This is a genomic window from Corynebacterium sp. HMSC035E02, from assembly GCF_001836065.1.
Lineage (GTDB): Bacteria > Actinomycetota > Actinomycetes > Mycobacteriales > Mycobacteriaceae > Corynebacterium > Corynebacterium hiratae.
The window spans coordinates 50,580-76,842 of sequence record NZ_KV827347.1; the positions used below are offsets into that span (position 1 = coordinate 50,580).

Here is a 26,263-nt window from a genome sequence, read left to right on the forward strand (position 1 = left end):
TAAAACCCGTGAGCTATACCTATTGCGCAGAAGACGTCGCCCGCCTCGCCTCCGAGTCGCCGAAAGGCTCGGCCCTGCTAAAAACCGAGGAACACCGCGGCGCCTTCTCCAGGGACCGCGCCCGCGTCCTGCACTCCGCGGCGCTGCGCCGCCTAGCGGATAAGACCCAAGTGGTGGGCCCGCGCGATGGCGATACCCCGCGCACCCGGCTAACACACTCCCTGGAGGTCAGCCAGATTTCCCGCAGCATCGGCGCGGGCTTAGGCCTAGACCCGGACCTGTGCGATATGGCGGGCCTGACGCATGACATCGGCCACCCGCCCTACGGCCACAACGGCGAGAATGCCCTCAACGAGGTGGCCCTCGGCGGCTTCGAGGGCAATGCCCAGACCCTGCGCATCCTGACCAAGCTGGAGCCCAAGGTAGTGCTGGATACCCCAGCGGGCCCGCACAGCTATGGTCTCAACCTCGCCCGCGCCTCGCTGGACGCCGCCTGCAAATACCCCTGGACCAAGACCAACCCGGATGGCACGACCAACCGCAAATACGGCGCCTATGACGAAGACGCGGACGTGCTGGAGTGGCTGCGCCTAGGCCACTGCGACCAGCGCAAGTCCATGGAAGCCCAGGTCATGGACTGGTCGGATGACATCGCCTATTCCGTCCACGACGTCGAAGACGGCATCATCTCCCGCCGCATCTCCCTGAACGTGCTCTGGGATCTGGTGGAGCTGGCCAACCTTGCGGACAAGGGCGCAAAAGCCTTCGGCGGTACCGCCGACGAGCTCCTCGAGGCAGCCGACCGCCTGCGCCAGCTGGATGTCATCAACGCCATCGGTAACTTCGACTACTCCCTGCGCTCTTATGCCAACTTAAAGAAGATGACCTCGGAGCTTGTCGGCCGCTACGTCGGCGCCACCGTCTCCGCCACGCTGGCGGCCAACGACGGCCCCCTCGGCCGCATGCACGGCGACCTCGCCGTCCCACCCGGCGCAGTGGCGGAGGTAACGCTGCTGAAAACCATCGCCGTGCTCTACGTCATGGATGAGCCTGCCCATCTGGCCCGCCAAGACCGCCAGCGCGAGCGCATCTACCGCGTCTACGACTACCTGGTGGCCGGCGCGCCGGGCTCGCTGGATGCCACCTTCGCCCTGTGGTGGAAGCAAGCCGACACAGATCTGGAGCGTGACCGCGCCATCATCGACCAGATCGCCTCCATGACCGAATCGCGCCTGGAGCGCCTGGCCCAGCGCAGCGCCGATCTGTTCGGCTTCTTGAGCTAGCGCACGAGTGCTACACCCTGGTCCTTCAGCACCATGCTGATCGGGGCCAGGTCTTCCTCGACCAAGTCGAAATCCGCGGCGATAATCGCCACGATGTGCTGCTCCCGCAGGAAATCGGCCAAAGCATCGAGATTGCGCGGCGCACCGGACTGGCAGCCGCGCAGGCGCCCAAGTGCGCCATAGAAGTCCTCGCGCGTGCGGATAGGTTCAGTAATCAGGATGCGCTGCATGTCTTAGTCCTCCGCGTCCGGGATGCTGCAGAAGCTCTCGTAGTGGTCATCGGTGTAGTACCAGACATCCGGGTCGGTCTCGCTCCCGCCACCGGTGACAATCCGCTTGGCCCCGCGGTGCCCAATCCCCGGCGTTTCCACCGTGTATTCGCGGTAGTAATTCCTGTCCTGCTGCGGCAGCACGCCCTCATAGTTTCCAAAGCGCACGTTGTCATTATCCGGATAGTCATAGGGGCCGCCCGCCAGGATGTCGCTGGCCGTCTCGTGGGCCTCCTGGGGCAGGGAATCCATGGAACAGGTGGGCAGGTCGGAGCCGCCCTGCTTGGCGACGTCCCCCTCATCCCCACCATTGCCACCCGACGCACCAGCGGCAGAGGATGCGCCCGATGCAGCAGACGCATCAGGCGTATCAGATGAGGACGCTGCCTTCTGGTCCGCGCCATCGCTGGAGCCACCGAGGTCGATACCGAAGTAGCCCGCGACGAGGACGAGAACCGCACCACCGATGAGAGCCGGCAGCGACTTTTTGGAGGGGGAGGATTGGGCCATGGCCCCCATCATTGCAGGTGCGGGGGCCGAAATAGAAATCAAGAACCTGTACTATTCCGATTCCCACATATGGGTTCTTCCAGGATGTGGGACTCGCGGCTCTTGCCCACCCAGCCGTGGGTACCTGTACCTTGCGTGGGCGGGGTAGTCTGTACGCATGGCACGAGGCAGAATTCCGGACAGCGACATCCAAGCTATCCGTGAACGCGCGCCTATTGATGAGATCGTGGGCGAATACGTCCAGCTCAAGCCCGCTGGTTATGACTCTTTGAAGGGCCTGAGCCCCTTCAAAGATGAGAAGACCCCATCCTTCCACGTGCGCCCGCAGGGCGGCTACTACCACTGCTTCTCCACCGGCAAGGGCGGGGATGTCTTCAGCTTCCTCATGGAGATGGAGCAGGTCTCCTTCCCGGAAGCAGTCGAGGCCGTGGCCCAAAAAATTGGCTACCACATCAACTACCAAGGTGGCTCCACCGGTGCGCGCGATGAGAAGCCCGGCACGCGCCGCCGGCTCATCGCTGCCAACAAGGCCGCGCACGAGTTCTACCGCCAGCAGCTGGAAACCCCGCAGGCCGCCGCTGCTCGTGAGTTCCTCCTCGACCGCGGATTTTCCAAGGAAATCATCTACGAGTTTGAATGCGGCTATGCCCCGGAAGGCTGGGATACCGCCACCAAGCACCTGCTGCGCATGGGCTTTTCCTTTGAGGAGCTGGAAGCCGCCGGCATTTCCAAGATGGGCAAGCGCGGCCCCATCGACCGCTTCCACCGGCGCCTGCTGTGGCCCATCAAGGACCTATCCGGCAACGTCATCGGCTTCGGCGCACGCAAGCTTTACGACGATGACAAGCTGGGCAAGTACATGAACACGCCCGAGACCATGCTCTATCACAAGTCCAAGGTGCTCTTCGGCCTGGATTTGGCCAAGCGCAACATCGCGGAGCAACACCAAGCCGTGGTGGTGGAGGGCTACACGGACGTCATGGCCATGTACGCCGCGGGCGTAAAGACCGCCGTGGCCTCCTGCGGCACCGCCTTCGGCCCGGACCACCTCCAGGTGCTGCGCCGCCTGATGCTGGATGATTCCTACTTCCACGGCGAGCTCATCTACACCTTCGACGGCGACGAGGCCGGCCAGAAAGCCGCCATGCGCGCCTTCGAGGGCGAGCAGAAACTCACCGGCCAGTCCTTCGTCTCCGTGGCCCCCGACGGCATGGATCCCTGCGATCTGCGCCTTGCGCGCGGCGACGCTGCCGTGCGCGACTTGGTGGCGGACCGCATCCCCATGTTCGAGTTCGTCATCCGCTCCGTCATCTCGGAGTTCAGCATCGACTCGGCCGAAGGCCGCCTCCAAGCCCTGCGCCGCGCCGTGCCCGTCGTGGCCCAAATCCGGGATCAACCTCTGCAACGCGAGTACGCCCGCCGCTTGGCCGGCTGGGTGGGCTGGCCCGACCCGGAGGAAGTACTCCACCAAGTACGCCAGGAAGCCCGCAGGCCGAAGAAGGAGCAGCGCCCGCGTTTTGCCTCCCTGGAGCAGACCTCCTCCGTTCCTGCGCAGTCCAATGCCCCCGTCATGCACATCCCCGGCCCCCGCGAGCCGCACCTGTGGCCACAGCGCGAGGCCCTCAAGCTGGCCCTGCAGTACCCGCAGATCGCCGGCAGCTACTTCGATGGCATCACAGAGGATGCCTATTCCAACGAGGCTTACCGCACCGTGCGCCAAGCCATCTCCACTTTGGGTGGCGTGACCGCAGGCAGCGCCATGCCCGGCGTGGAGTGGCTGGCCGCCGTGGCTGGGGAGATGCTGGACCTCACCGCCCGTAACTTCGTCTCTGAGCTCGCCGTGGAACCCATCAAGCTGGGCGAGACCGGCAACCCCGATACCGACCTGGAGGCCTACGCCGATTCCGTGCTCTCCCGTCTCCAAGAAGCCCGCGTGGGCGATCAAGTAGCCCAACTCAAGGCCCAACTAGGCCGCATGCGTCCCTCCGACGACGAAGAGTCCTATAACTCACTCTTCGCCGACCTTGTCGCACTCGAGCAGGCCCGCCGCGAGCTCAATGACCGCGCCTTCCGCGGCGTGCGCTAACCGACGCACACGCTAATCTTCGTCCGGCTCGTAGATCCGATCCGGCTGCACCCCATCCGTGGCACCTTTGGGGCCACGCTTGCCGCGGCGTCCCTTGTTGTAATCCTTAAGCTCGCGCATGCGCGGTTCTGGGTCCAAACGGTTCGCCACAGCCTTGCGCGCGGAGCGCACCGCGGCCTTGGTGGCGGGGGAGTTCACGGCCTTTTCATAAGCGCCCTTAATTTGGTGGTAGCGCTTGCGCCCAGCCTTGGTTCCAAAGACGTATCCGGCGGCAGCACCCACAACAAATTGGATCATTGGAAACTAGTCATCCCCTTCTTCAGCCGGCTCGACAGCCAGTGTTTGCGTACAACGTACGGGAAACGTGCAATTCTCATGAACAGCCTACCTGTCCAAGTCTGCTGGCGTGGTGGGCAGTGCAGCCGTGGAGCGCAGGAGGGCAGCGAATGGAGCAAATAGAATTCGATCGAATGTATATGGTGCCAACTCTTCCCAAACACCATTCGCTTCGGTTAACTTAAGATCTGTGGAGAGTTCGAAGCGTACGCACGCGGCCTCGGCGGCCGTGGCGATGTCGGCGCTATTAACAGCCAGCGTGGCGGCAGCTGAGCCGCGCGTGGCTGCTTTCGAAGAGCCGCGGGAAGTCACCGTGAGCGAGGACTAGCGCTCACAGGACTAGCGACTGCTCGTTCACAGGACTGATGTTCGACTCTCCGTTATCGCCGGGCCATGTGCACGTGACACAATCACGGTAAACTCTGATGGAGATTCTCTCCCGGTAGTAAACGAAGGAAATTAATGTCTAAGCCGAAGATTATGACCGTGTATGGCACCCGCCCCGAGGCAATCAAGGTAGCCCCAGTCATTAAGGCATTGGAGAAGGACCAGCGCTTCGAATCTGTTGCAGTCTCCACCGGCCAGCACAAAGAAATGCTAGAGCAGGTCAACACCATGTTTGGCATTGAGCCGAAGCTGGACCTGCACCTGATGAAGCCGGGCCAGGGACTCAATGAGATTGTCTCCCGCGCGCTCATGGGTCTGGACGAGATTATCGATGCCGAACAACCCGACGTCATCATCTCCCAGGGAGATACCTCCACGGCCATGACCGCGGCGCTTGCTGGTTTCCATCGCGGTGTGAAAATCGTGCACTTGGAAGCAGGACTGCGCACCGGTGACATTCACTCGCCGTTCCCGGAAGAGGCGAACCGCAAACTTATCGGCCAGGTTGCAGAGTTGCACCTAGCCCCGACTGCAGGATCGATGGAGAACCTGCGCCGCGAGAACGTGCGGTCCAAGGACATCGCGGTCACCGGCAACACTGTTATCGATGCCCTACTTGAGGCTGCAAGCTGGGACACCGAATTCGAAGACTCGGCCGTCCAGGAAGCGGCGCAGTCGGCCAAGCGTCTTGTTGTGGTCACCACCCACCGCCGCGAAAACCTTGAAGCCATGAAGGAAATCGGTGGGGCCGTCAAGGATTTGGCAGAGGCCTATCCAGACATTAACTTTGTTCTACCCCTGCACCTCAACCCCAAGGTCCGTGAGGCCGTGCTTCCGGAGGTTGAGTCCCTGCCTAACGTCATCATCACGGACCCGCTGCCTTATGACCAGTTCACCAAGCTTCTAGATCGTGCCACCATTATCCTCACCGACTCAGGCGGAGTTCAGGAAGAAGCCCCGGCTCTGGGCAAGCCGGTCTTGGTCATGCGCCAGAACACCGAACGCCCCGAAGCGGTTGTGGCCGGAACCGTGAAGCTTGTGGGCACCAACCGTAGCCTCATCGTGGCGGAGGCTAAGCTGCTCCTTGATGATGATGCCGCCTACGATGCCATGGCCAACGCCGTCAACCCCTACGGCGATGGCAAGGCTGCTGAGCGCGCTGTGGCAGCTATCGCTGAGCTCCTTGGAGTAGGGGAGCGCCTGCCCGATTTCGCTCCCGAGATTGAGTCCTAACAAGAACCCAGGAACCAACGAATAAGCGCGGCGATGTGTTCAAAACCTTTCGCCGCGCTTAAATGCGTGCTTCCACGTAAAATCAAGACATGGAATCACGAGACATCAAATGCACGAACTCTGAGCGCACCACCGCTTCACAGGTGTTGGCGGATGCGATGTCGGTAGGCCAGCTCAGCGTCGCCGAATTCGAGGAGCGCTCCAGCCACTGCGCCGATGCCACGACGCGCGGTGAGCTGCTCGACCTCGTAGGGGATCTAGTTGAGGCCCCAGAAAAAGTTCTCTTTGGTAGCCACCAGATAGCGCGTCAAACCTCGCAGGCGGTCAACACCACCAATCGCGAAACATCCACCGTCGTTGACCGGGCCCTGGCCCAAGTGGAACCCTCGGTACACGGCGCGCAGGGGCTTTCTCTCGGTATCTTTGGCGGTAGCACTGTGCGCGGCATTCCCATCGCCGCTCATCACACCACGATGGGAATCTTCGGCGGCACCGATGTAGACCTTCGCGGTGCCTCCCTCAAAGAACACGTCACGACAATCCAAGCGGTCGGGGTATTCGGCGGCGTCGACGTGTGGGTCCCGGAAGGATTCCGCGTTCGTGTCAACGGCGTCGGCCTCTTTGGCGGCCACGACATCAAGGTCGAGGGCGGTGCCGTCGACCCCGCAGACCTGCCTGCCAGCGCCCCTGAAGTAGTGGTGAACTGCTTCAGCCTATTTGGTGGGGTAGATGTGCACGTGGTGAAGCGGTAGGAATCAGCTTAAAGCTGATGCTCGTTACTTCCGATAAGGAGAGGCATCTACTTGCGTATCTTCTTATTTAGCTGATCTAGGCGCGCGATGACTTTGTTAGCACGGTCCTCCCCGAGAACGCTGCGTACGTTGGTTACGATGCTCGTTCGGTTCTGATAAACGCTGTCGATGGCTTGGTCAACTAGGCCGCGTATGCCTTGGCTTCGCGCGGAATCCCAGTTTTCCTGGCTAACAAAGCGTGCTTTCCCGCCTTGCTGCTGCATGACGATCTTTGCGACCCGAACCTCCTTGGCCTGCTCGCTCTGCGCCAGGACACGGAAGCCGCGAAGGATATAGCCGTGCTCCAAATGAAGACTTAACAAGCTCCGAAAAGTTCCGATCTCTGTGGGGATGTACGCGAAATGCCCAATGCTCGGGTTATTGGAGGCGGCAAACCCCTCGACTGTCTTGTAGGAGGGAACGCGTCGCCCGCGGGAATCTTCGATCCAAAGGCTCACGAGGAGCTCATTATCGAGTTTCCACTCTGACTCTCCGTGGATGACGAAGCTGACATCCCCACTGGCCGGCTGCAGGAGATAATGCTGGCCGCCACCAACGATGCTATCGATATTGAGCGGTGCGCTCGTGCTCTGCATCTGCTTGGCCACCGTAGGAAAAGCAGCCTCCAAGGCAGCCACGTCTGTAAATCGAGGAAAGTCCGCCATGTTCTCCATGAGTCGAGCCATCACCAGGCCTGGCTCGTGACGCATGGCGTTGTCCTGCCCCGCGTGGATAGCGCGTAAGTACCCCACCTGGGAGGCGTCAAGAATCACGGGCGCATAGCGATCTGATTTATCATGCGGCCCGCTTTGGGGTTCCACTACGGTGCCGTCTTCCTTCACGGAGCAGATGGACAGGAGACCCATCGAGTTCATAGGTGTGTGGGCTTCACGCAGGTGGAAGAACTGACCATCTGCATAGACGGCTTCGATGCCAAGTGGCATGCTGACGAGCATTCCTTCAAACTCCGGTTTGATATAGGGAGCTGTAGTTTGAAAATAGTGAGCGGACAAGACGTCATCGTCGTCTAGACGGTAGCGACCAAACGTGCCCTTAAATCCTGTTGCTTGGACGTAGCGGCGTACTGCAGTCCATCCGCTATCACCATCAGGAAGCTCATCAAGGTGCAATATGCCGAAGCTGTCCGCTGCCTTTTTCAGCTGCTCTTTGAACTTCCGCGGTAAGGACTCAGAGAAGGAGACAACGTGCTTCACATCGAAGCCTTCGGCTGCCTTTGCAAGTGTAGGCACGGTGTGATTGAGGAAAATGTCCGTGCGCAACGACAGGCGCGCGTCATCGTAGAGGTAGTCGCGATACTCACCTTCCGAAAATCCAGTCTGTTCATTGCTTGCTCGCCACGACGCCGAATCGGGGACGAAGAGACTAAAGCGAGTGTGCCCAATGAACATGAAGAAACCTCTACCCCTTGCCTACGAGTGTTATCTGATGACAGTCTACCTTTGCTTGAAAACAGGAAGGAAAAGTGCCGAGCTAGGCGCATTTAATATGTGCTCTGTGCAGGCGATTTGTGTTCTTTGGAAAAGACCTTATATAGTTACATCTCGTTGCACAGAGCGAGGTCACTTGCTCGGCAGCATACGCATAATCCTCCATAGCTCAGTTGGCAGAGCATTCGACTGTTAATCGAAGGGTCACTGGTTCGAGCCCAGTTGGAGGAGCAAATAAGCCGCCTAGTAACAGGCGGCTTTTTGCATTTCTGTCTCCCTTAAGCCCAAAGCTAAGGTTAAGCCTAAGACAGAAGCCAAAGGTTCCCTAGACTGAGCTGACAAACATCTCGTCCTCGAAGAGTCGCCCCCAATCGCCAGCTAGTGATGCTGCGTAGCCGAGAATTCCGGTGAGAAGCATTTGTGGGGCAGGGGCATGGCCTTCGCCCCAATCCCCGAGGAGAAGCCTCCACTGCTGCGGGCGCTCAGCCACTGCCTGGGACCATGGAAGGTAATGCTGGGTGTAATGCAGCTCATCATCCTCGTTCTGAAGGTATGCCACGTAATTATCGAAACCCTTGCCGTATTCTGTAACCAAGTCAAAGGTCATCGTGGTCTCGGAAAGCTTCCGGCTACTCCAGCACTTCTTGCGGTATGCCTTTACCTGCGGCTCAAGGTAACGCCCGATATGGGTTTGGGGGTTTGACACCACGGCTAATGAACCGGGGAAGCGGTGTGAAAAATACAGCGCGGCAAAGCCACCGGCTGATGCGCCGAAGAAGATTGCCTTCTTGCCCAGCTCCCCGACAGGTGTACCAGGATGGAAGTTAGTGAAAATATGCGTTAGGCACGAGGTAAGGTCCTCCTGAAATGGGCGCGACTCATCTCCCGTGAACCACCCAATACTTGCGCCCCGATCAAGCGAGGGATCGGAAACATACACCAGGTTGGCATCAACACCTTCGACCATGTGCCGTCCAATGAAGACTGGGAGAGTGGTCTTGGCTGGGTCAATGGCCGCGTGAAACAACACGATAGTGGTATCGGCGCCGCGATCTTCAACGAGCACATCCATGAAGGCAGCACCATAGCGAATCGAAATCGCCTCAGCCTCCTCAGAAGAGCTACCTGGCACGGCTGAGTTGAGAAATTCCTCTACAGAATCGAAAAAAGTAGTTGAAGCGCCATAGCGCGTGTAGTTTCTCCTCAGTGCCATAGTCCGTCAGCTTATCGTGAAGAGGCGGCAAAACGGGATTTCTGTGGGCAGTGGATAAAGGGTCCGAAGGAAACTAAAAGCGGGGAAAGCTAAACTGGCAATAGATTTTTCTATTAGTGAGACTGTCGCGTTTGTGGAATGGCTTCGCGTGCTACCGTTGACTGAGCACAGTAGCGAGAAAGGTAAAAGATGACGCCTCAGGAGAATGCTGCCAATAGCTTTGACAAAGTTTGCGTTGTAGGCCTCGGATACATCGGACTACCTACGGCGGCTTTCATCGCCTCAAAGGGCGTCAAAGTCGTAGGTATTGACGTAAATGAGCGTTTCGTCAAGCTTATTAATGAAGGCAAAGTGCCCTTCTTTGAGCCTGGTTTCGAAGAACTTCTGGCCAAGGTGGTGGGAGAAGGAAACCTTGTCGCGCAGGCTGAACAGGTTGAAGCTGACGCTTACATTGTTTGCGTGCCGACCCCTTTCCAGGACAATCACCAGGTAGATACCAAGTACATTCGTGCCGCTTCTGAGGCGCTTGCCCCGCACCTTCGCCCTGGCGCGCTTGTCGTTCTGGAGTCGACCTCTCCTCCGGGCACTACAGAGGATATGGCGAAGCACCTCATTGAGCTGCGACCGGATCTGTCCCTTAACGATGAAGACGATAACGCCATCTTCGTAGCTCACTGTCCAGAGCGAGTTCTACCGGGCCAGATCATGGAAGAAATGGAAAACAATGACCGTGTTATCGGTGGTTTGACGCCCAAGGGCACTGAGCTTGCTCGTGATCTGTACGCAACTTTCTGTACAGCGGAACTTCTTATGACCAACGCTACGACCGCAGAGATGGCAAAGCTTACGGAGAACTCCTTCCGTGACGTCAACATTGCGTTCGCTAATGAGCTATCCCTGATTTGCGACCGTTTGGGGATTGATGTATGGGAGCTCATTGAGCTAGCGAACCACCACCCGCGCGTGAACATCCTGCAGCCGGGGCCAGGCGTTGGCGGTCATTGCATCGCGGTTGACCCGTGGTTCATTGTGTCGGCGGCACCAGAGGAAGCTAAGCTCATTAAGCTGGCACGTGATGTCAACGACGGCAAGCCGGAATGGGTTATTGAGCAAGTAGTCACGGCTCTAGAGGGTAAAGAGAATCCAGTTGTGGCGGCTCTCGGTATTGCTTTTAAGAATGACATCGATGATCTGCGTGAATCGCCTTCCTTGGAAATCGTGAAGCGTCTCGGTGTGGATAACCCAGAGCTCGATATCCGGGTCGTTGAGCCGAATGTGGATGAGCTTCCCGCTGTTCTCTCGAACATTTCTAACCTGACAAAGCAGGACACGAAGGAAGCTATTGAGGCTGCTGACGTAGTTCTCCTCCTCGTTAACCACAAGGAGTTTATCAACCTCGATCAGTCTGTGCTGGAAGGAAAGACTGTTATTGATACCAAGGGTATTTGGCGTTAAAGAAACATATTGTGCGGTCCAACTGTAGGTCCGCGCAGGATGTCGACACTTAGGAAGAACGGCGTAGGATGCGGATTCTAGTCCTCTCCCAGTATTGGGCCCCAGAGAACGGCGTGCCGCAACGCCGATGGTCGTGGCTGACAAAGATCCTCGTCGAGGCTGGGCATGAGGTGGCTGTGATTGCGCCTCCACCTCACTACCAACGTCAAATCCGTTTGAAGCAGTGGCTGTCTAAAAACGCCATCCTTGGCTGCCGCCGAGCTGAGCTAGGAAACTCGGGTGAGAGGATCTTCCGCTCAGGGTTTTTCCCTGCCGGTTCTACGTTAACTCGCCGAATACTAAACCAAGCCTCTGTGGCCTCTTCGATGCTGGCAATGCAAGTGACGCATCGGAAGAAAATTCAGGAGATTTCTCCTGATCTGGTTATCGGCACCGTCCCTGCTCTTCCAACATCGGTGGTCACCATGCTGGTCGCACGGCATCTTGGAGCTCCCTACATCGTGGATCTTCGCGACGCATGGCCGGAGCTTCTACGTGAGAAGGATGATTGGAACTCCGGAACGGGCAGACGCTCGATTCGCGAGGTGGTCTTGAGCAAAGGTCCCTTCCAAGTTTTGACCGCGCTTACGGAGAAGGCCATGATGCGCGCGTTGACCCATGCCAATGGAATTATCACGACCTCCAAGGACCTAGCAACGGATTTGGGTGCCACATTGCCTGCGAAGCGGGACGGCCGTAAACGTGTTATTCGCACCGTCCGTAATGTGTTTCCGCCAAAGACTAAGTATCTGGCCGCGGATATGAGCCGGATACAGCGAGATGAGCTTCATGTCCTCTACGCCGGCACAGTGGGGCGTGCTCAGCGAATCGATAATGCAGTCAGAGCGGCAAAAATTGCTCAGGATCGGGGCTATAAGGTGCGGTTACGCATCGTCGGCGACGGCGCTGCGTGGCTTGCTGTTAGGGACTTGATTCAAAAAACAGGGGCTGACGCCACGATCGAGCACCGCTATCCTGCGGAGGGATTGGAAGAGTTTTATGACTGGGCAGACACGGCCTTAGTCCATCTCACTTCATGGGAGCCTCTAACGCGCACGGTGCCTTCAAAGACCTATGAGTTGATGTCGGTTGGCCTCCACATTAGTGGTGTAGTGCAAGGAGAAGCTGCCGCATTGGTTGAGAAACTTGAGGCAGGGCATGTCGTGGAACCTGATAATCCAGAAGCTCTGGCAAACATGTGGATAAGCCTCATGGAGGACCGCACGATGCTTCACGTATCCGCGCGTGGACGTGAATGGGTTGCCAAACAACGTGATGAAGCCGTTCCGCACGTCATTCGGGAGATCGTAACGAGCGTTGTTTCGGAAAAGAACTAGCTGGGCAAGGACAACGTGCCGATGAAAATTGGATCGCTTGATGATTACAAGCCCGCCGATACCGACTATGCAGTGCTCCTGTGCTCTTCAGAGCAGCTCCAGCCCTTACCCGCTAGCCATGGGACAGTGGTGTTTTGCTTCAGCGAGGAGGAACTCGATCACGCGGTTAATATGCCGGCGGTGCTTGCTGACGTTCCCGCTGCCCAAGCAACTCCTATTCTCGCTCGGCTCATCCGGGATAGGGAAGTAGTCGAATACTGGGCGCCGCGCTCAGCGGCGGACAACCTCTATGACCTAGTTGATAGCGATGACGCAGTGAGCGAAGATCTAGGCGTCGCAGGATTGCACATTTCCGAAAGGTGGATTCATCTCAGAGTAGAGGAATCAGCTGGTACGTCTCGGCCCCCCGATGATTTTCTTCGGGGGCTTTCCGCGCCGCTTTCGGCGTCCAATGTCGGCCCACGCGACCAGGGTCCAGCCCCCGATGCCCCGACGCTCCGAGCACTAGTGATTTCACGCGTTGCAACCTTGGCTAAGCCAGTCAAGCAATATCTACCAAGTTCTATGGTGGTGTCGCTGTACAAAGTATTGGAGAAGATCCGATGAGTACCATTCTCCCAGGAATCAGCGTCATCATTCCTTCTTATGCGCATGATTTAACCAACGACGCAAGCTCGGGCCTCACTGCGGCGCTCGCTTCGCTTTCGAATCAAACCTTAAGCACCGATCTCTTCGAGGTCTTAGTCGTCTTCAATGGGCCAGCGGCACTAGACATAGAACTAGATCTGGAAGATCAATTCTCGCAGCTCGATTTACGAGTACTTCGGACCGCATCACCCGGCGTCGGCCGCGCCCGCAACCTTGGTATTGCAAGTGCTGGTCGCCATTTCGTTACTTTTCTCGATGATGATGACGCCCTTCAACCTCGATTCCTTGAGACGGGGTTAGAGCATGCTCGCAATGGCGTTTGTGCGCTTCTGCCGATCCTCGATAAGGGACATGATGGGTCCCTTCAAGAGAATTCGCTCAACGCGCGTATATCAACACTTCGCGGCACCACCGTTCCAGTAGCGAGAGCGCCGTGGGCACTCGGCTTTAACGCCTGCAAGGTATTCCCTTCGGTGCTGGCCCAAAACTATCGCTATGAGGAATCGCTGCGTTCGGGTGAGGACGTCGCCTACTTTGCACACTTCCTTGAAGAATCAGGACTCGTGTTCAACGTTCCAGCAGCACCAAGCAACTCATCGTATTTGAGAACCATCCGACACGATTCTGTGTCGCGCCAAGTTGAGAGCTTTGATTTCAACGTAGCGCAGCGTCTCGAATGCATTGCACAACTCCGAGAGATTCGTGAGGGTGACTCTAAGCAGCAGGCCCTTCAGAAGCTTGAGGATGCCCAATTCGGATTCATCGAGACTTACCTACGCGCCCATCCCACAGATGTTCAGCGGGCCATCGACACTGCCGTAGATATTGGTGTTCCTGGTTTGCGCTGGGGCGGTTTGCGTACCGAAAAAGCGAATCGACTAGTGTTCTCCTACTGTTTCCCGCCCTTCGCAGACACTTCGGCCAACGTGACAGCAAAAGTGATTCGGAATGATGCGGAGCTTGTTGACGTCTTTTATGCAAATATGGGGCGCGTGCGCGGTCACGATGATTCGACAAAGCTCATCGTGGATCCTTATCTTGTTCACGCTGAAGAGCTCGATGTCGTCGCTTCTTTTGCACACTGGGGTGCTATTTGTTCTTATGCACGACAAGCTGCGAAGAAAGCCGCCAAGCGCGCGAAGGCCTACGGTCCCTATAAATCGATGTATTCGCGCGCTCTTTGGTCCGGTTCCCATGTGGCTGCGGCCCTTTTTAAAGACAACCATCCTGAGACACGATGGGAGGCGGAGTTCTCTGATCCATTCTGCATTGGTGTAGACGGAAAACCTCGGCCAGGAAAGCTCACTAGGGGAGTGACCACTCACAAGCTTAAGACGATGGTCACGCGATCTGATTGGCCGAACATCTCGTATACCACTCACTTTGAGCTGACTGAACTAGTAACACTGCTGTATGCCGACGAAGTCATCTTCACTAATTCCAACCAGCGACAAGTCATGTTGGAGCGTTATCCCACCGACCTCCAAGAGTTTGCGCGCGCTAAGTCGACGATTCGGCACCACGCAGAGCCGACAAAAGAGATGTATCAGCTCGTGGAGGCGGACTATGCCCTCGATGCAGATCACATCAATATCGGTTACTTTGGCAACTTCTATGCCAACCGCGGAATTGGTGACGTTCTCACCGCGCTCCAAGATCATCCGGTGCGTAACCTGTTCCGCCTTCATATCTTCACCGCGGCGCCCGAACAGCTTCGTCGTCAACTGTGGAATCATCCCGCAGCGGAATGCCTCTGCATCAACGGGTATTTGCCGTACCTCGAATTCCTTAACGTTTCCACGCGTTTCGACGCTCTTGTTGTCAATGACACCAACACAGCGGGGACAGCGTTGAGCCTTAACCCATTCCTTCCCTCGAAGTATGCTGACTACGTCGGTAGTGGGGCAGCTGTGTGGGGAGTCATCGTAGAGGGCTCGCCTCTGTCAGGGCTTCCACTTGAATTCACTTCGCAGGCGGGTGACGTCGAGCAAGCCCGTGGTGTTCTCGACGAACTTCTTAGACAGACTGAGTACAATTCCCTGTAGCAATTCTCAGCGTCCTCAGCGAAGATCGTGACTTATATGGACGTTCGAACACAATAAATCTGGAAGGGCTGATTCATATTGGCACGCCACAAATGGCGCGGTTCCAAGACTTCACAGCGAGGAGTCGAAGAGCTCAATGCCCAGGTAGCGCGACATGAAGGTCGCGTACAGATAGTCAACCCTGAAGGTCTCCATCCGTTGGCTACACGCCCTACTCTTGGGGAGTACATTTCACAGTTGGTGGACCGACGACACTTTATCGCCGCAGACGCACGCGCCAAGGCGCTGCGTACAACACGGGATTATCGTCTTTGGCAGTTGTGGCTTGTGCTAAACCCTTTATTCGATGTCGCGCTCTATGGTTTTCTCTTCGGCCTTCTCCTGAAGACCTCTCGTGGTATCGAGAACTTCATTGGTTTTCTTTTCATCGGGATTATCTTCATGTCTATGATGACGGGGCTCATGAACGCTGGCATCAGTCTCATGCAGTCCTCGCGCTCGATGATTCGGGCATTTCAGTTTCCAAGGGCATCAATTCCTTTCTCGACCGCATTGCGTTCACTAATAGATAACGTATTGCCAGCGTGTGTGGCGCTCATAGCGGCTTTTCTTTTTCAGTGGGGAACGTGGCCATCGTGGACTGTAGTTTTTGTGATACCGCTATTCCTTCTAATCCATGTTTTTGGCTGCGGCCTAATGATGATCACTGCTCGTCTCACTGCACAGGTCCCAGAGGCTAAGACCATTTTGGGACTTCTGACTCGTGGCTTGTTTTTCTTGTCGGGCGTGATGTTCTCAATCGACAGGTTTACAGAGCATTCAGCGGTTCATCAGATAATGTCGGCTAACCCCTGCTACATCTTTCTTACAGCTGTCCGTGACTGCTCTATATACCGCACCGCGCCGAGCCTTTCGACGTGGGGAGAGCTCTTAGCATGGAGCGTAGGTGCCTTTGTGATTGGTTTTATCTTCTTTTGGAGAGCGGAGGACCAGTATGTTCGACTCGTCTAAGTTGCCGGCTGAACCCGGCGAGTATTTTTCTGCGAAGCGGAAAAAAGAAGCACAAATGCGTGAAGAGTCAACGGCTCCTGCTGTGAAGGAATCGGAACCTGACATCAATTATGTAGAACGGGCAAACGTTGTAGTGGACAATGTGTCCAAGAGATACGTGATAAGTCAGGGGCGTTCTTCAGATGCCAGTATGACGCGGGCAGGTCGTGGGAAAACAGTTGTGGACGCAATAGTCGATGCTTCCCTGATCGCCTTGCCGGGGGAGTCGATCGGAATTATCGGACTAAACGGTTCCGGAAAATCAACTTTGCTTAGTATGATTTCCGGAGGGCTCGCTCCTACCTCTGGTCGAATTCTCACACGCTCGCAACCTACACTTATGGGAGTCTCACCTGCACTTCAACCCGACCTTTCGGGGGAACACAACATCTATTTAGGCTGTCTCGCGCTGGGGATGAGTCCTAATGATGCGAAAGACCAAATCGGAGAGATTGGGGAGTGGACTGAATTGGGCGACGCGATCAAAAGACCGATGAAGACCTATTCATCAGGAATGTCTGCTCGCTTGTCATTCGCGATTTCAACTGCGGTGCGTCCTGAAATCCTAATGATTGATGAAGCGCTTTCGACAGGTGATGCTGCTTTTGGAGCTAAGGCGACGGCGCGAATGGAGGAGCTTTTGGAGAGAGCAGGAAATCTATTTCTGGTTTCGCACGCGCTTGGTGAAATTGAGCGAAACTGCAGTCGGGCTATTTGGATTTCAAAGGGGCATATCATTGCCGATGGTCCAACGGATCTTGTAGCCACTCAGTACCGAGAGTGGGCAAAGCTCATGGGCAGGGAGAATAAGGAACCTGCGCACGATTTCCTCAGCGACATTAAACAAAACTTTAAAAAGCCACTCGTCTTACTCGAAAATTCAGTGCGATGATGATTGTCAGTGCGGAAGACATAGAGTTCCTGGATTCAATGTGCGCGGGAACAAGGAAGGAAGGTAGACCGATGGTGCGTCGACGTTTCTCTAAGGAGAGCGAAAGTGCTTGACTTTTTTCGACGAGGCAGGGGACTAACGCTTCTTGGCGCTTTATCGGCGTTGTTGGCTTCAACAGCCATAGTTGTGGAGCCGACAGTCATGAAGAACCTCTTGTTCATCGGAGCCTTAGGCGTTATGTTCTTCTTCCTTTCAATGTGGGTGTCTTCTCAAAAGAAATCAGAAGGTTATACGCGCGAAATTCTACGGCGAGTGAGCAGTTTGGAGCAAGCTAATGAAGAGCTACGTGCTGGTCAAAAGAGATATGAACGAGAAGCCCGGCAACGGAACCTTAATGAATTAGTCGCTCCTGACCTTGTGCCGAAAGACGGGGCCGCCGACGCCAAGCAAGGGCTATTTTTTGCACCGCAAACAATTACCGCATCTGCAATCTTGGATCGTCCGTCAGCGCAACAAGCAGGACGGCTTGCAGCCATGCAGACAATGGACAGCGATGCGTTTGAAGTTTTGAGGGCTCTCGAAGGTGCTACCGATGAAACTCGTCAGCGTCGAATCGAAGTGATTGGGTCGGATTCTCTTGCGAAATCGTTAGGCGGCCTTGGCTTTGTGCAAAGAATTGAGGTTCCTCATCAACTTGGTGCATGCTGCAGCGGAACGTCTTATCTTATTGTGGATGAACGAGAATTGAAGTCTGGTGCCTGGGCGGGGACACTAACATCACAGTCCACCTCGCGGTTCTTAAGCTTGTCGGAACACATTCGAAAGGCGCAGGCACGGGGGGTGGTTGTCTTAGTAGTAAAGGCATCACAACAAGACCATTTCTCGAATGAATTAAGAAAAATGGCAACGGTTCTTATTGAAGGAACAGAGCCAAACTGGGAGTGGGAAGATGATGTTTATTTCCCAGTGTTGAAGGTCTTGACTTCTGTATTGCGAGGCGAAGAAGTATGAAGTCTATCGTCGTCTACGGTGATGTAAACGTAAATGCAATCGATGGTTCGTCGGTATGGCTAGTCTCTGTTACAAGAGTCCTGTCGCGTTTGTTTGATGAGGTGCATCTCATCCTGAAATACGGAGTCGTCAATGATATGCTTCTGAGCTCGATCGACGGCATTTCAAACGTGGTAATTCACGCACCTCGTGGTGTTGAAAATGGGGAGGGTCTGACGCCTGAAGCGGCTGCTGATTTTGTGGATTCAGTCGTCGTTGATTCGAATGCGTGCGCTGTCTTGGCGCGCGGGTTTGAGGTTTCCTATCAACTTGGGTTGAAACCTAAAGTGGCTGAGATTTTATGGGCATATGTTACCGATATTCCCTTTCCGCCGAAGAAGCTCTCAGAACGAAATGTAGATCGGTTGAGAAAGATCGCCATCGCTTCGCGCCGAATTCTGGCACAGACAGAAGCAGCACGGTCGTATTGGGAGGGGATTGTTACAGAATCAGCGGGGAAGACAGTGTTGATGCCCCCCATGATTCCGAGTGAATTGTTCAAGGAGCCTACGGAAGCGGCTGCTCCTGAGAATTCGCCGCTTCGACTTGTATATTCAGGGAAGCTAGCGAAAGAGTGGCGGACTCTGGAGATGCTTGAGCTACCGCGAGCATTGAGCAAGCTTGGCGTTTCGGCGACGCTCGAGGTTATTGGCTCCAAGATAAATGCATCTTCTTCGGAACCTAGCTGGGCTAAGCGCATGCGTGAAGCACTTGAGCGTGCGAATTCGGATTCGGATAGTGGTGTAACATGGGTCGGCGCTTTGACGCGTGAAGACTCTATGGCAAGAATTAGCGAGGCTGACATTGGCTTCGGCTGGCGAAGCGAAGAGCTTGACTCTAGCCTTGAGATTTCTACGAAGGCACTCGAATATGGAGCTGTTGGTACGGCACCTCTAATCAACCGGACGACCGAGCATTGTGCGGTATGGGGTGAAGAATACCCCTTCTATGTCAATTCCGGCGATTCGATTGATGAGATTGCACAGACCATTGCAAGCAATCTGGGGCAGATTCAGGTTGCGCGGCGTGTAGCTTTCGCCGCCAGTGCTGAATACTCAATGGACGCGGCTGAAACTCGTTTGGGTAACGCATTTTCTCGTGCTATCGAAATGAAACCTCCGACAAACGAAGGCAAGGTGCGTCCTTGTCGTGTAGTGGTAGCGTCGCATGACCTCAAATTCATGGGTGAGATCATGGACTACTTGCAGCTTTCGTCGAAGTTTGAGGTAAAGCAGGACAGATGGACGACACTGCATGACCATGATCCTGAGCAGAGTCGTTTGCTTGCAGAGTGGGCGGATGTGGTGTTTTGTGAGTGGGCTGGCCCATCGCTGGCTTGGTACTCCACCCACAAGCCTGAAACTACCCGTTTGGTTGCGCGTTTGCACCGGTTCGAACTGAATGGGCCGTGGATGTCTAAGGTCCAATGGACTAGTGTAGACACCCTTGTTTTCGTGTCTGAGTGGGTACGCACAGTGGCAAGGGACAAATTCGACCTAAGTACTGTCAAGGCTGTAGTTTTGCCCAATACAGTCGATTTGTCCGACTTTGATCGGCCAAAGCTTGAAAATGCTCGTTTCACCTTGGGAATGGTCGGCTTTGTCCCATTCCTCAAACGTCCTGACCGTGCCATAGATCTTCTTGAAAAGCTCGTAGAGGAAGATGATCGCTACATTCTGCGGTTTAAAGGGCGACTGCCGTGGGACTATCCACATGTATGGAATTCTGCGATTCAAAAGCAGCTGTACCTTGAATTCTTCAACAGAGTCTCGTCTTCCTCTCGTCTCAGGCCCCGTGTAGTCTTCGACGGATTTGGCGCAGACATCGCAGCATGGAATCGTGGAGTCGGTTTCGTTCTTTCGCCGAGTGAACTAGAGAGTTTTCATCTTGCGCCGGCCGAGGGGATGGCAGCACGAGGGATTCCGCTTTTGTGGGAGCGAGAGGGAGTAGAACAAGTCTTTGGATCCTTTGCCGAAGATCTGTCCATCGAGCATCATGTAAATACTGTACTGAGCATGCGTGATAAAGAAGCGTTTGCTGCTAGGGGAGAAGAGTGTCGCGAGTTTGCTGCTCGTTGGGACACTACAACAGTTCTTCCGCGTTGGGACGAAATACTGCTTTCCGTTTAGTACGAGAAAGCTCTGACAGTTCGTCGAAAGGAAAGTTTTGTCGCTTTATACTTCGCCCAACCGCGGCCGCCCCATCGTGATCTCTGGTGGCTTGGGACGTGCAAACAAGGTTTCGCGTGTGTTAAACGGAATGATTGTGATTCATTCTTATCCGGCGGTTTGCTTTGATCCTGAAGAAGCGTTCTGGCCCCAGATCGAGGCACAGCAATTGCATCCGACAGTGCGTTTTTACTTGCACTCACTGAACTGGATCGACTTCATAGTGGACCGTGCGGCGGAGCTTCCTGAGTCGGAGTGGACGGAGGAAGTTGCAGCCGGTGCAGAGTTCGCGTGGGCGGTGGCGTGGAATTGGTGGGAGATGAACCATGTAACGCTTGAGTGGAAGGACGATGAATACGTTTGGGGCGGGCATGCGGTGGCGATTAGGGCGGCGTCTCTATGCGCGCTTAGTGAGATCTTTCCTGAGGATGAATGGCTGCATGAGGCTATCGAGTATCACGGAAAGTGGCTGCTGGAACATTTTGATGGATACTGGAACCATGGGCTTTCTCAGGCTCTTGCGCTGCTCGTGGTGGGAGATAGGCTGGGCAATGAGTCTATGATTTCTACCGGTTCTGAGCGCGCTGTAGCGTGCCTTGAGGTCATGATTGACGGTGAAGGTGCTATCAACGAACAAGCACCGGAGTACTCGAACTACATTGAACGTTTACGACAGACTTCTGTTGGCGCTTTAGAAATGCTTGGGGCACCGGGTGTGGAGAAGCTGCGTGCCAAGCAAAAGCCTCTGGAAGAATTTATTGCCCATTCCCTTACCCCGGGCGGAACATTTGTGGAAGTCGGCGATTCTATGCCTCGCCGACCAGAGTTTGTCCGTGGCGGGGCACTGGAATTCTCGCTATCGAATGGTGCTACTGGAGCTGAGATACCGCGAGTCAAAGTTTACGAGGCGGGCTACATTTTTGGACGCTCGGGGTTTGGTCAGCGCAGGCCCAAGGATTTGGAAAGCTATTACACCTTGCGCTTCGGGCCGCCGCGGCAGATTCATGGGCATCTTGACCACCTGTCACTGACTTACTGGGACCGCGCGAGGAACATCATCGTTGATGCAGGTCACCCAGGCTATGTGAAGGGCCCGTTGCGTTCCTATGCCCAAAGCCGTCTAGCTCACAATGTAGTTACTGTTCGTGGAAAGGAGCACGACGCTGAAGCAGCCTCACGACTGGTCGATCACCAGATCGAGGAATCGTGGTCGGCGTTCGATCTTGAAGACACCGCTTGGGAAGGCCTTCACTGGAATCGCAGTGCGTGCTTTGTAGACTGCGGCCCCTTTGTGGTCTCAGACAGCCTTGAACCGACGCGCACTGTGGAGTACGCGGAGCAACGATGGAATGTGGCACCAGAGTTCGAATACGTGGGCTCGCAGTACGAGACAGTTCGATTCCGATCTGTTGTCGATGGAACCCAATTGGTGTTCATCCGCTACGGCATCGACGGCTCGCGCTACTTCGAGCCTACGGATACTAACCTCGCCCGAGGCGACCATGAGGGCCAGCGTGGAATTGTCTTCCGCAATGAGAAACCCACCGATACGTGGACACTCGGCTTTGGCCGCGCCAGCCGGGACTTCGGCGTTCTCACCGCAGTGGTTGTTGCCAAGCCAGAAGACAAGGTGGAGTACACCTTCAAGGAGAATGGGCCTGGCAAACGCATACTGCGCATCGTTCGTGGGAGCCAGACCTTCCTCTTTGATTATGACGTCAAGTCCAAACGAGTGCGGGCATTGTCCGCACCCGTTGAACGAGGGTACGCGGACGGTGGGCTTACTCCGCGCTGACGCGCTCCGCCACCGTACGGTTGATGCGCCAGTCAGCGCGGCCTTCGCTAAAACCGGAGTAGTACAGCTCGAAGGTGAGGTCGTCCCCGCTGCCGTGGGGGACTAGGGCGGATTTATAGAGGTTCGGGTAGCCGGACTCCTCGTGGGAGATGATCGGGGTGTCCGAGCGCTTCCAAGTGACACCGTCCTGAGAACGCAGAAGGTAGAGGTTACCTTGCTTGACCGTGCCCGGGATGATGTGGACGAGGCCGATGTATTCACCGTCGTAGAGTTGGACGTCGATGTGCCACAGACGCTGTCCAGACGTGAGGCCAGGGTCAAATGACACGGTGGTTGGTTCAGACCAGGTTTTGAGATCCGAGCTTTCGTAAAAGACCACGCGGTTAGGCACGCCACCGCCGTTGGCTACACCGTAGAGGCGCCACTTTTCTCCCGTCCAGATGAGGGCTTGAGACATGAACTGCGGCTCACCGGTCCAGATTTCCTGTTTTTCCGACCAGTGCACACCATCGGTGGATTTCACTAGGTAGATTCGGTTGGTCTTTCCGTTCGGGCGATCGACCATGCGCCAGGTCAAGTACATTTCGCCGCTGGGAGCCATGACGAGTTGGGTGTCGGAATTGTGCGGGTTAGGTTTGCCCAACTGGTCATCGATAGGGTTATTTAGCCCCTCTGGAGCCTGCCAGGTCCAGCCGTCGTTGGAAACGAGCACATTGGGATCCTCAGCGCCTTCATCGCTGGCTGGGTACGGGGTCATTGCCATCCAGTACTTCCAACCGTTCCAACCATTCTCAAAGTAGAGGACTGAAGGATGGGTGGCTTGGCCGCTGCCTTCGTGGGTGGGCAGGGTCAGCTGCGGGCCGCGGGGAGCGGTCCACGCCCACAATGGATTTTTCTCTTCACTGGTGGCGAGCCGGTCTTTGATGCCGGCTACGTGCTGCGCAAAACCAGGGGAGGGCTCCACGGAAGTAACTGGGGCGGGAGCTGTGCTCGTGGTCGGTTCCGCCGAGGAGCTGGACTCCTCAGTAGGTACCGGGGAAGTTGAAGGTTGAGAGGACTCAGGCGTGGAAGTGGGAGTGCTCGGAGTTGCTGTAGGGGTGGTGCTCGGTGCTGGGGCCGATGAGGAGCCGTTGGAAGAACCGACTCCGGGCAGTATGCCGGCGATGAGCGCCAAACCGCCAACACTTGCTGCAAGCGCTACGAGTGCGGCAACGGCCTGCCGGACCTGTTCCTCATTGAGCTGGGGAAGGGCGGGCATCTGGAAGGATGGGAATTGTTGTGCCTCAGCAGGTGCTGGGGTGGTTGCCTGTCCGGTAACCAGAGAGGCGGTGAGGGCTAGGGCAACGAGTGCTTTGCCGGTGCGCGGTGGTCGACGCATGAGAGGCTCCTTGGGGCGCGAGAATGAGACGAGGAAAAGTTTAGCGGCTCGTGATGCCTGAAGCAGGAAATAATGGGAACTGTTTCGAGTTCGTCAGTGCCGTTATCTGAGCACTGGGGGTAGAGCTCTAACATCCCGAATGGGGATGCTGATGCTCTAGCGAAGTTTCCAAGCGGCGCTGCTACTTCTCTTGGTTCAATACGATGCTGTGTGAGTGAGATAAGCTGTTTCCCTGTGCATCAGAAACGAGAAGAGGCAACGGTTTATCAGGCAGTTCGACGCTGGAAAGGCGCGAGTCTGTCGTCGTTGAATTTGTTGGCCGAATCAGTGACGGTAGCGGATGCTTCCCGGTTTCTCACTCCTCTCACTATCGCAATTCCGGTTCTTACCGCGTTGTGGGAGACTTCCGTGATACCCGATTCGGTGCTTGTTACCGCAACTGTGGCTATCGCGGTAGTCGTTCTGCTGTACTGGATGGGGGCTGTATCCAAGGAGCGTAAGGATCGCTATTCTTTCTCGGTAAGGTCGTTGGGCTCACGTACGGCGGAGTCACTCGAAAGGGCCGACTTATCTGAGTACCAGAAAGCCGTGGGATACAGCATGGCTAATTTGGAGGACGTCTGTTTCTGAAGTCGCCGAGTATCGACGAATATATTCAGCGAGGCGGTCTTCGAAAGCCTTGGGAGTACTCTTCTTTCAAGTACCGATTGCCGAGTACGCTTCAGCAGTTCAAGTACCTCAACTTACGCCGACACTATGCAAAAGGTCGCGCCATGTTTAACGGCAAATTGCTGGGGCTTGCTTGCGACCCTGACGAAAATAGTGCCGTAATCCAAGTTCATCCAATCGGGTATTTCGACCATATTACGAGCAACCTTGTGGTGGATAACCTCTACTTCACACCAGGGTATGAGGAGCTCATTTACGATGGCAATGATTTGATCATTGACTCTCAAACGGGAGAATTAGTTAATCTAATTGATAGTAGCGCTGCCAACGTTATAGGCTCATCTACCTTGGTAATCACCCAGGACAACAATCTCATCATTGGATTCCAAGGCGCGATGTCAGATGACTCAAGTAACTTGTTGATCCCTTCAGGATCAGGTTCGGTCTCTTTACTGGATGGAAAATATTCGGCAACATTCGCCGATATTCTAAGTATCGCAGCTGAACGAGAGTACTTTGAGGAAGCCGCGGTGCCAGGAACGCGCCGCTACCTCAAAAGGATTTCCAGCAACCGATTTAGCGCCTTCCGCTCATTGATAACGCCGCCAGTTCCAATCGTTACTAGGCCTATTGGCTATCTTCGCGATCTCACCCGTGCTGGTCTTCCAGACTATTTCTGTCTTTCCTACCTAGACCTGCCAGCTGACGGAGCAATCGGCACGAAAGAGTACCGAGAGGAGAAGGGACTGCAACGGGGGATGCATTGTGCGGAAGTGGGAGCGTCGGAAAGCGTTGCCGAGGCACTTGCTCGTGTGATTGCAGATGCCGAATCTAAGGGGCATGGAGTATCTATGCAGCTTCTTGCAATTCGCGACATTCTATTGGGCATGGAAGCACGCGGGGTGCACACTGAGTTTGTAGATAATTTGAAAGGTGAAGTGGCAGCCTCAGGCAAATCACAAAAGGTTCCCTCCTCCTGGGGTTCTTGTGGACAGTATTAGCCCATGGAACCCGTCACTGGAGGACTAGTCGACTGTATTCACCCTATCCGGCCAATCGTGTGCGGCGGAGTTGAAGGAACCGGAAACGCTGCGATCACCGGGCTTCTGGCAGGTTAGGTCAGCACTGTCGCTGCCGATTCGGCAGACGAGGTCATAGCTCTCACCAGTCACGGGGCTCTTGGCGGTGATGTGAGCGGTGTAGAGGGAGCCGACCGTGGGGTTTGAAGGCTCGAGCGGGGTCATGGTGTAAGTGGCCTTCGAGGCCGGGGCGAACATGGCTACCGCGAAAGTATTCCGTTGGGTTCAAGAAGAATGCAGTCCATCAGATCATCGATATGGTCTGCTTGGAGTGTTTTTCATTGCAGCGCGCCCACACGGAGGTCGGTAACCTCTTTGTATTATCTCATCACACGTTACGGGCGTGGTACCGTAACAGCGCTTCAGTACGTGATGACTCAGACGCGTAAGGCGGCGAAACAATGGAAGAAGGACTTGGGGTGTCTGAGCCGAGGAAAAACGCGAGCTGAAACGAGCAAACAGGATTCTTAAAACCACTTCGGCTTTTTCGCAGCGAAATTCGACCGACCCACGACAAAATGATCTTCTACATCGACGCGTACAAAGATTAGTGTGAGGCCCAAGGCTATCTGACGAGTCCTTAACCCAGCAGATCGTGGATTAATCACCTCCCGTGGTTACTGCAAAGCCGCCACACGCGTCCCCCGCGCAAGAGCCTGGAGCGATAGCCTGCTCTCCTAAGAGAGCCAACGCGTACATGCAAAGAATTTCTCGGTCTGAGGCATCCGCACAATATGGCTCATGATTAATTGTGAGGCCTTTGATATTGGTTGCGACAACACTGCACGTCTGATGAAGCTAGCCGGTGCTTTTGGCCGCAGGCGTGGACGTCTACAGCTGAAAAATGTTGGTGTTGCCACACGCTCGACGATGCGCACCGATGCACTGCCACTGGGGGCTTGGAGCATGCGTTAACGACTGCTGGGCGAATCCATGGAAACAAACTGATTCACCATAGCGAGTGGAACAGCCAGTACTTTACACTGAAATATTTCACGGCTTTAGCGGAATTCAGCCAAGCGGAGCAACAGTTGGCGATTCTTTCGCCAATGCTCTAGCGGACCTGACCCCTGTTAGGTAGACACCTGATATCCAGCCCGGT

General features: G+C 55.6%; 22 protein-coding genes, 1 tRNA gene and 1 pseudogene. 17 read left to right on the forward strand and 7 right to left on the reverse strand.

Annotation, left to right across the window (positions count from 1 at the left end; genetic code table 11):
- Window positions 1-8 precede the first annotated feature (8 nt).
- Entirely contained in the window at window positions 9-1,283 is a 1,275-nt protein-coding gene (locus HMPREF2635_RS07300; protein ID WP_070821490.1) for a deoxyguanosinetriphosphate triphosphohydrolase, read from the forward strand.
- Here the strand turns inward: HMPREF2635_RS07300 and HMPREF2635_RS07305 are convergent.
- Both HMPREF2635_RS07305 and HMPREF2635_RS07310 read right to left on the reverse strand, forming a co-directional pair.
- Window positions 1,280-1,513 (reverse strand): barstar family protein, encoded by a 234-nt coding sequence (locus HMPREF2635_RS07305; RefSeq protein WP_049157293.1) that lies wholly within the window; start codon window positions 1,511-1,513, stop codon window positions 1,280-1,282. The genes HMPREF2635_RS07300 and HMPREF2635_RS07305 overlap by 4 nt on opposite strands.
- Window positions 1,514-1,516: 3 nt before the next feature.
- On the reverse strand, window positions 1,517-2,062 hold the full coding sequence (locus HMPREF2635_RS07310; RefSeq protein WP_049157295.1) for a guanyl-specific ribonuclease: 546 nt from the start codon (window positions 2,060-2,062) through the stop codon (window positions 1,517-1,519).
- 157 nt (window positions 2,063-2,219) lie between these two features.
- Here HMPREF2635_RS07310 and dnaG point away from each other — a divergent pair, with 157 nt between their 5' ends.
- Entirely contained in the window at window positions 2,220-4,148 is a 1,929-nt protein-coding gene (gene dnaG / locus HMPREF2635_RS07315) for a DNA primase (RefSeq protein WP_070821491.1), read from the forward strand.
- 12 nt (window positions 4,149-4,160) lie between these two features.
- On the opposite strand, the gene HMPREF2635_RS07320 is transcribed toward dnaG, so the two are convergent.
- On the reverse strand, window positions 4,161-4,445 hold the full coding sequence (locus tag HMPREF2635_RS07320; RefSeq protein WP_070821492.1) for a hypothetical protein: 285 nt from the start codon (window positions 4,443-4,445) through the stop codon (window positions 4,161-4,163).
- A 229-nt stretch (window positions 4,446-4,674) separates the two neighbouring features.
- Here HMPREF2635_RS07320 and HMPREF2635_RS13430 point away from each other — a divergent pair, with 229 nt between their 5' ends.
- The 3 genes from HMPREF2635_RS13430 to HMPREF2635_RS07330 all read left to right on the forward strand — a co-directional run bounded on the left by HMPREF2635_RS13430 (window position 4,675) and on the right by HMPREF2635_RS07330 (window position 6,856).
- Entirely contained in the window at window positions 4,675-4,812 is a 138-nt protein-coding gene (locus HMPREF2635_RS13430; RefSeq protein ID WP_168167656.1) for a hypothetical protein, read from the forward strand.
- Between the two features lie 134 nt (window positions 4,813-4,946).
- Window positions 4,947-6,104: a non-hydrolyzing UDP-N-acetylglucosamine 2-epimerase gene (gene wecB / locus HMPREF2635_RS07325; protein ID WP_070821493.1), complete on the forward strand. Its 1,158-nt coding sequence runs from the start codon at window positions 4,947-4,949 to the stop codon at window positions 6,102-6,104.
- Between the two features lie 89 nt (window positions 6,105-6,193).
- On the forward strand, window positions 6,194-6,856 hold the full coding sequence (locus HMPREF2635_RS07330) for a DUF1707 SHOCT-like domain-containing protein (protein ID WP_070821494.1): 663 nt from the start codon (window positions 6,194-6,196) through the stop codon (window positions 6,854-6,856).
- A gap of 47 nt (window positions 6,857-6,903) precedes the next feature.
- Here the strand turns inward: HMPREF2635_RS07330 and HMPREF2635_RS07335 are convergent, their stop codons facing one another.
- A complete protein-coding gene (locus tag HMPREF2635_RS07335; protein ID WP_070821495.1) occupies window positions 6,904-8,304 on the reverse strand; it encodes a glycosyltransferase in 1,401 nt (466 codons plus the stop codon).
- 197 nt (window positions 8,305-8,501) lie between these two features.
- On the opposite strand from HMPREF2635_RS07335, the gene HMPREF2635_RS07340 reads away from it, so the two are divergent.
- Window positions 8,502-8,574: transfer RNA gene (locus tag HMPREF2635_RS07340), tRNA-Asn, on the forward strand.
- Window positions 8,575-8,668: 94 nt separating this feature from the next.
- Here the strand turns inward: HMPREF2635_RS07340 and HMPREF2635_RS07345 are convergent.
- Window positions 8,669-9,556 carry a hypothetical protein gene (locus tag HMPREF2635_RS07345; RefSeq protein ID WP_141761690.1) on the reverse strand — a complete coding sequence of 296 codons (888 nt, stop codon included), beginning with the start codon at window positions 9,554-9,556 and terminating at the stop codon, window positions 8,669-8,671.
- A 189-nt stretch (window positions 9,557-9,745) separates the two neighbouring features.
- Here HMPREF2635_RS07345 and wecC point away from each other — a divergent pair, with 189 nt between their 5' ends.
- The 9 genes from wecC (at window position 9,746) to HMPREF2635_RS07390 (ending at window position 22,035) form a co-directional block, all read left to right on the forward strand.
- Window positions 9,746-11,011 (forward strand): UDP-N-acetyl-D-mannosamine dehydrogenase, encoded by a 1,266-nt coding sequence (gene wecC / locus HMPREF2635_RS07350; RefSeq protein ID WP_070821497.1) that lies wholly within the window; start codon window positions 9,746-9,748, stop codon window positions 11,009-11,011.
- 68 nt (window positions 11,012-11,079) lie between these two features.
- Window positions 11,080-12,387, forward strand: coding sequence for a glycosyltransferase family 4 protein (locus tag HMPREF2635_RS07355; RefSeq protein WP_070821498.1), 1,308 nt, complete (start codon window positions 11,080-11,082; stop codon window positions 12,385-12,387).
- Between the two features lie 21 nt (window positions 12,388-12,408).
- The gene (locus HMPREF2635_RS07360; protein ID WP_070821499.1) at window positions 12,409-12,993 is read left to right on the forward strand and encodes a hypothetical protein; all 585 of its coding nucleotides are present in this window, start codon (window positions 12,409-12,411) and stop codon (window positions 12,991-12,993) included.
- Complete coding sequence (locus HMPREF2635_RS07365; RefSeq protein WP_070821500.1) at window positions 12,990-15,080, forward strand: glycosyltransferase family 2 protein; 2,091 nt, start codon at window positions 12,990-12,992, stop codon at window positions 15,078-15,080. Before HMPREF2635_RS07360 ends, HMPREF2635_RS07365 begins: the two co-directional genes overlap by 4 nt.
- 240 nt (window positions 15,081-15,320) lie before the next feature.
- Window positions 15,321-16,091, forward strand: a complete 771-nt coding sequence (locus HMPREF2635_RS07370) for an ABC transporter permease (protein WP_168167657.1) — start codon at window positions 15,321-15,323, stop codon at window positions 16,089-16,091.
- Window positions 16,075-17,022, forward strand: a complete 948-nt coding sequence (locus HMPREF2635_RS07375) for an ABC transporter ATP-binding protein (RefSeq protein WP_141761691.1) — start codon at window positions 16,075-16,077, stop codon at window positions 17,020-17,022. The genes HMPREF2635_RS07370 and HMPREF2635_RS07375 overlap by 17 nt, the downstream gene beginning before the upstream one ends.
- 105 nt (window positions 17,023-17,127) lie before the next feature.
- Entirely contained in the window at window positions 17,128-18,033 is a 906-nt protein-coding gene (locus HMPREF2635_RS07380; protein ID WP_070821502.1) for a hypothetical protein, read from the forward strand.
- Window positions 18,030-20,201, forward strand: coding sequence for a glycosyltransferase family protein (locus HMPREF2635_RS07385; RefSeq protein WP_070821503.1), 2,172 nt, complete (start codon window positions 18,030-18,032; stop codon window positions 20,199-20,201). The genes HMPREF2635_RS07380 and HMPREF2635_RS07385 overlap by 4 nt, the downstream gene beginning before the upstream one ends.
- Window positions 20,202-20,238: 37 nt before the next feature.
- On the forward strand, window positions 20,239-22,035 hold the full coding sequence (locus HMPREF2635_RS07390; RefSeq protein ID WP_141761692.1) for a heparinase II/III domain-containing protein: 1,797 nt from the start codon (window positions 20,239-20,241) through the stop codon (window positions 22,033-22,035).
- Here the strand turns inward: HMPREF2635_RS07390 and HMPREF2635_RS07395 are convergent.
- Window positions 22,022-23,413: a sialidase family protein gene (locus HMPREF2635_RS07395; protein ID WP_070821505.1), complete on the reverse strand. Its 1,392-nt coding sequence runs from the start codon at window positions 23,411-23,413 to the stop codon at window positions 22,022-22,024. The genes HMPREF2635_RS07390 and HMPREF2635_RS07395 overlap by 14 nt on opposite strands.
- A gap of 773 nt (window positions 23,414-24,186) precedes the next feature.
- Between HMPREF2635_RS07395 and HMPREF2635_RS07405 the strand changes: the two genes are divergently transcribed.
- Entirely contained in the window at window positions 24,187-25,083 is an 897-nt protein-coding gene (locus HMPREF2635_RS07405; protein WP_070821507.1) for a hypothetical protein, read from the forward strand.
- Between the two features lie 24 nt (window positions 25,084-25,107).
- Here HMPREF2635_RS07405 and HMPREF2635_RS07410 read toward each other — a convergent pair whose 3' ends face one another.
- Window positions 25,108-25,359: a hypothetical protein gene (locus HMPREF2635_RS07410; protein ID WP_070821508.1), complete on the reverse strand. Its 252-nt coding sequence runs from the start codon at window positions 25,357-25,359 to the stop codon at window positions 25,108-25,110.
- Between the two features lie 59 nt (window positions 25,360-25,418).
- On the opposite strand from HMPREF2635_RS07410, the pseudogene HMPREF2635_RS13675 reads away from it, so the two are divergent.
- Window positions 25,419-26,224, forward strand: a pseudogene (locus HMPREF2635_RS13675) (IS3 family transposase); the annotation flags it as partial.
- Window positions 26,225-26,263: the final 39 nt, after the last annotated feature.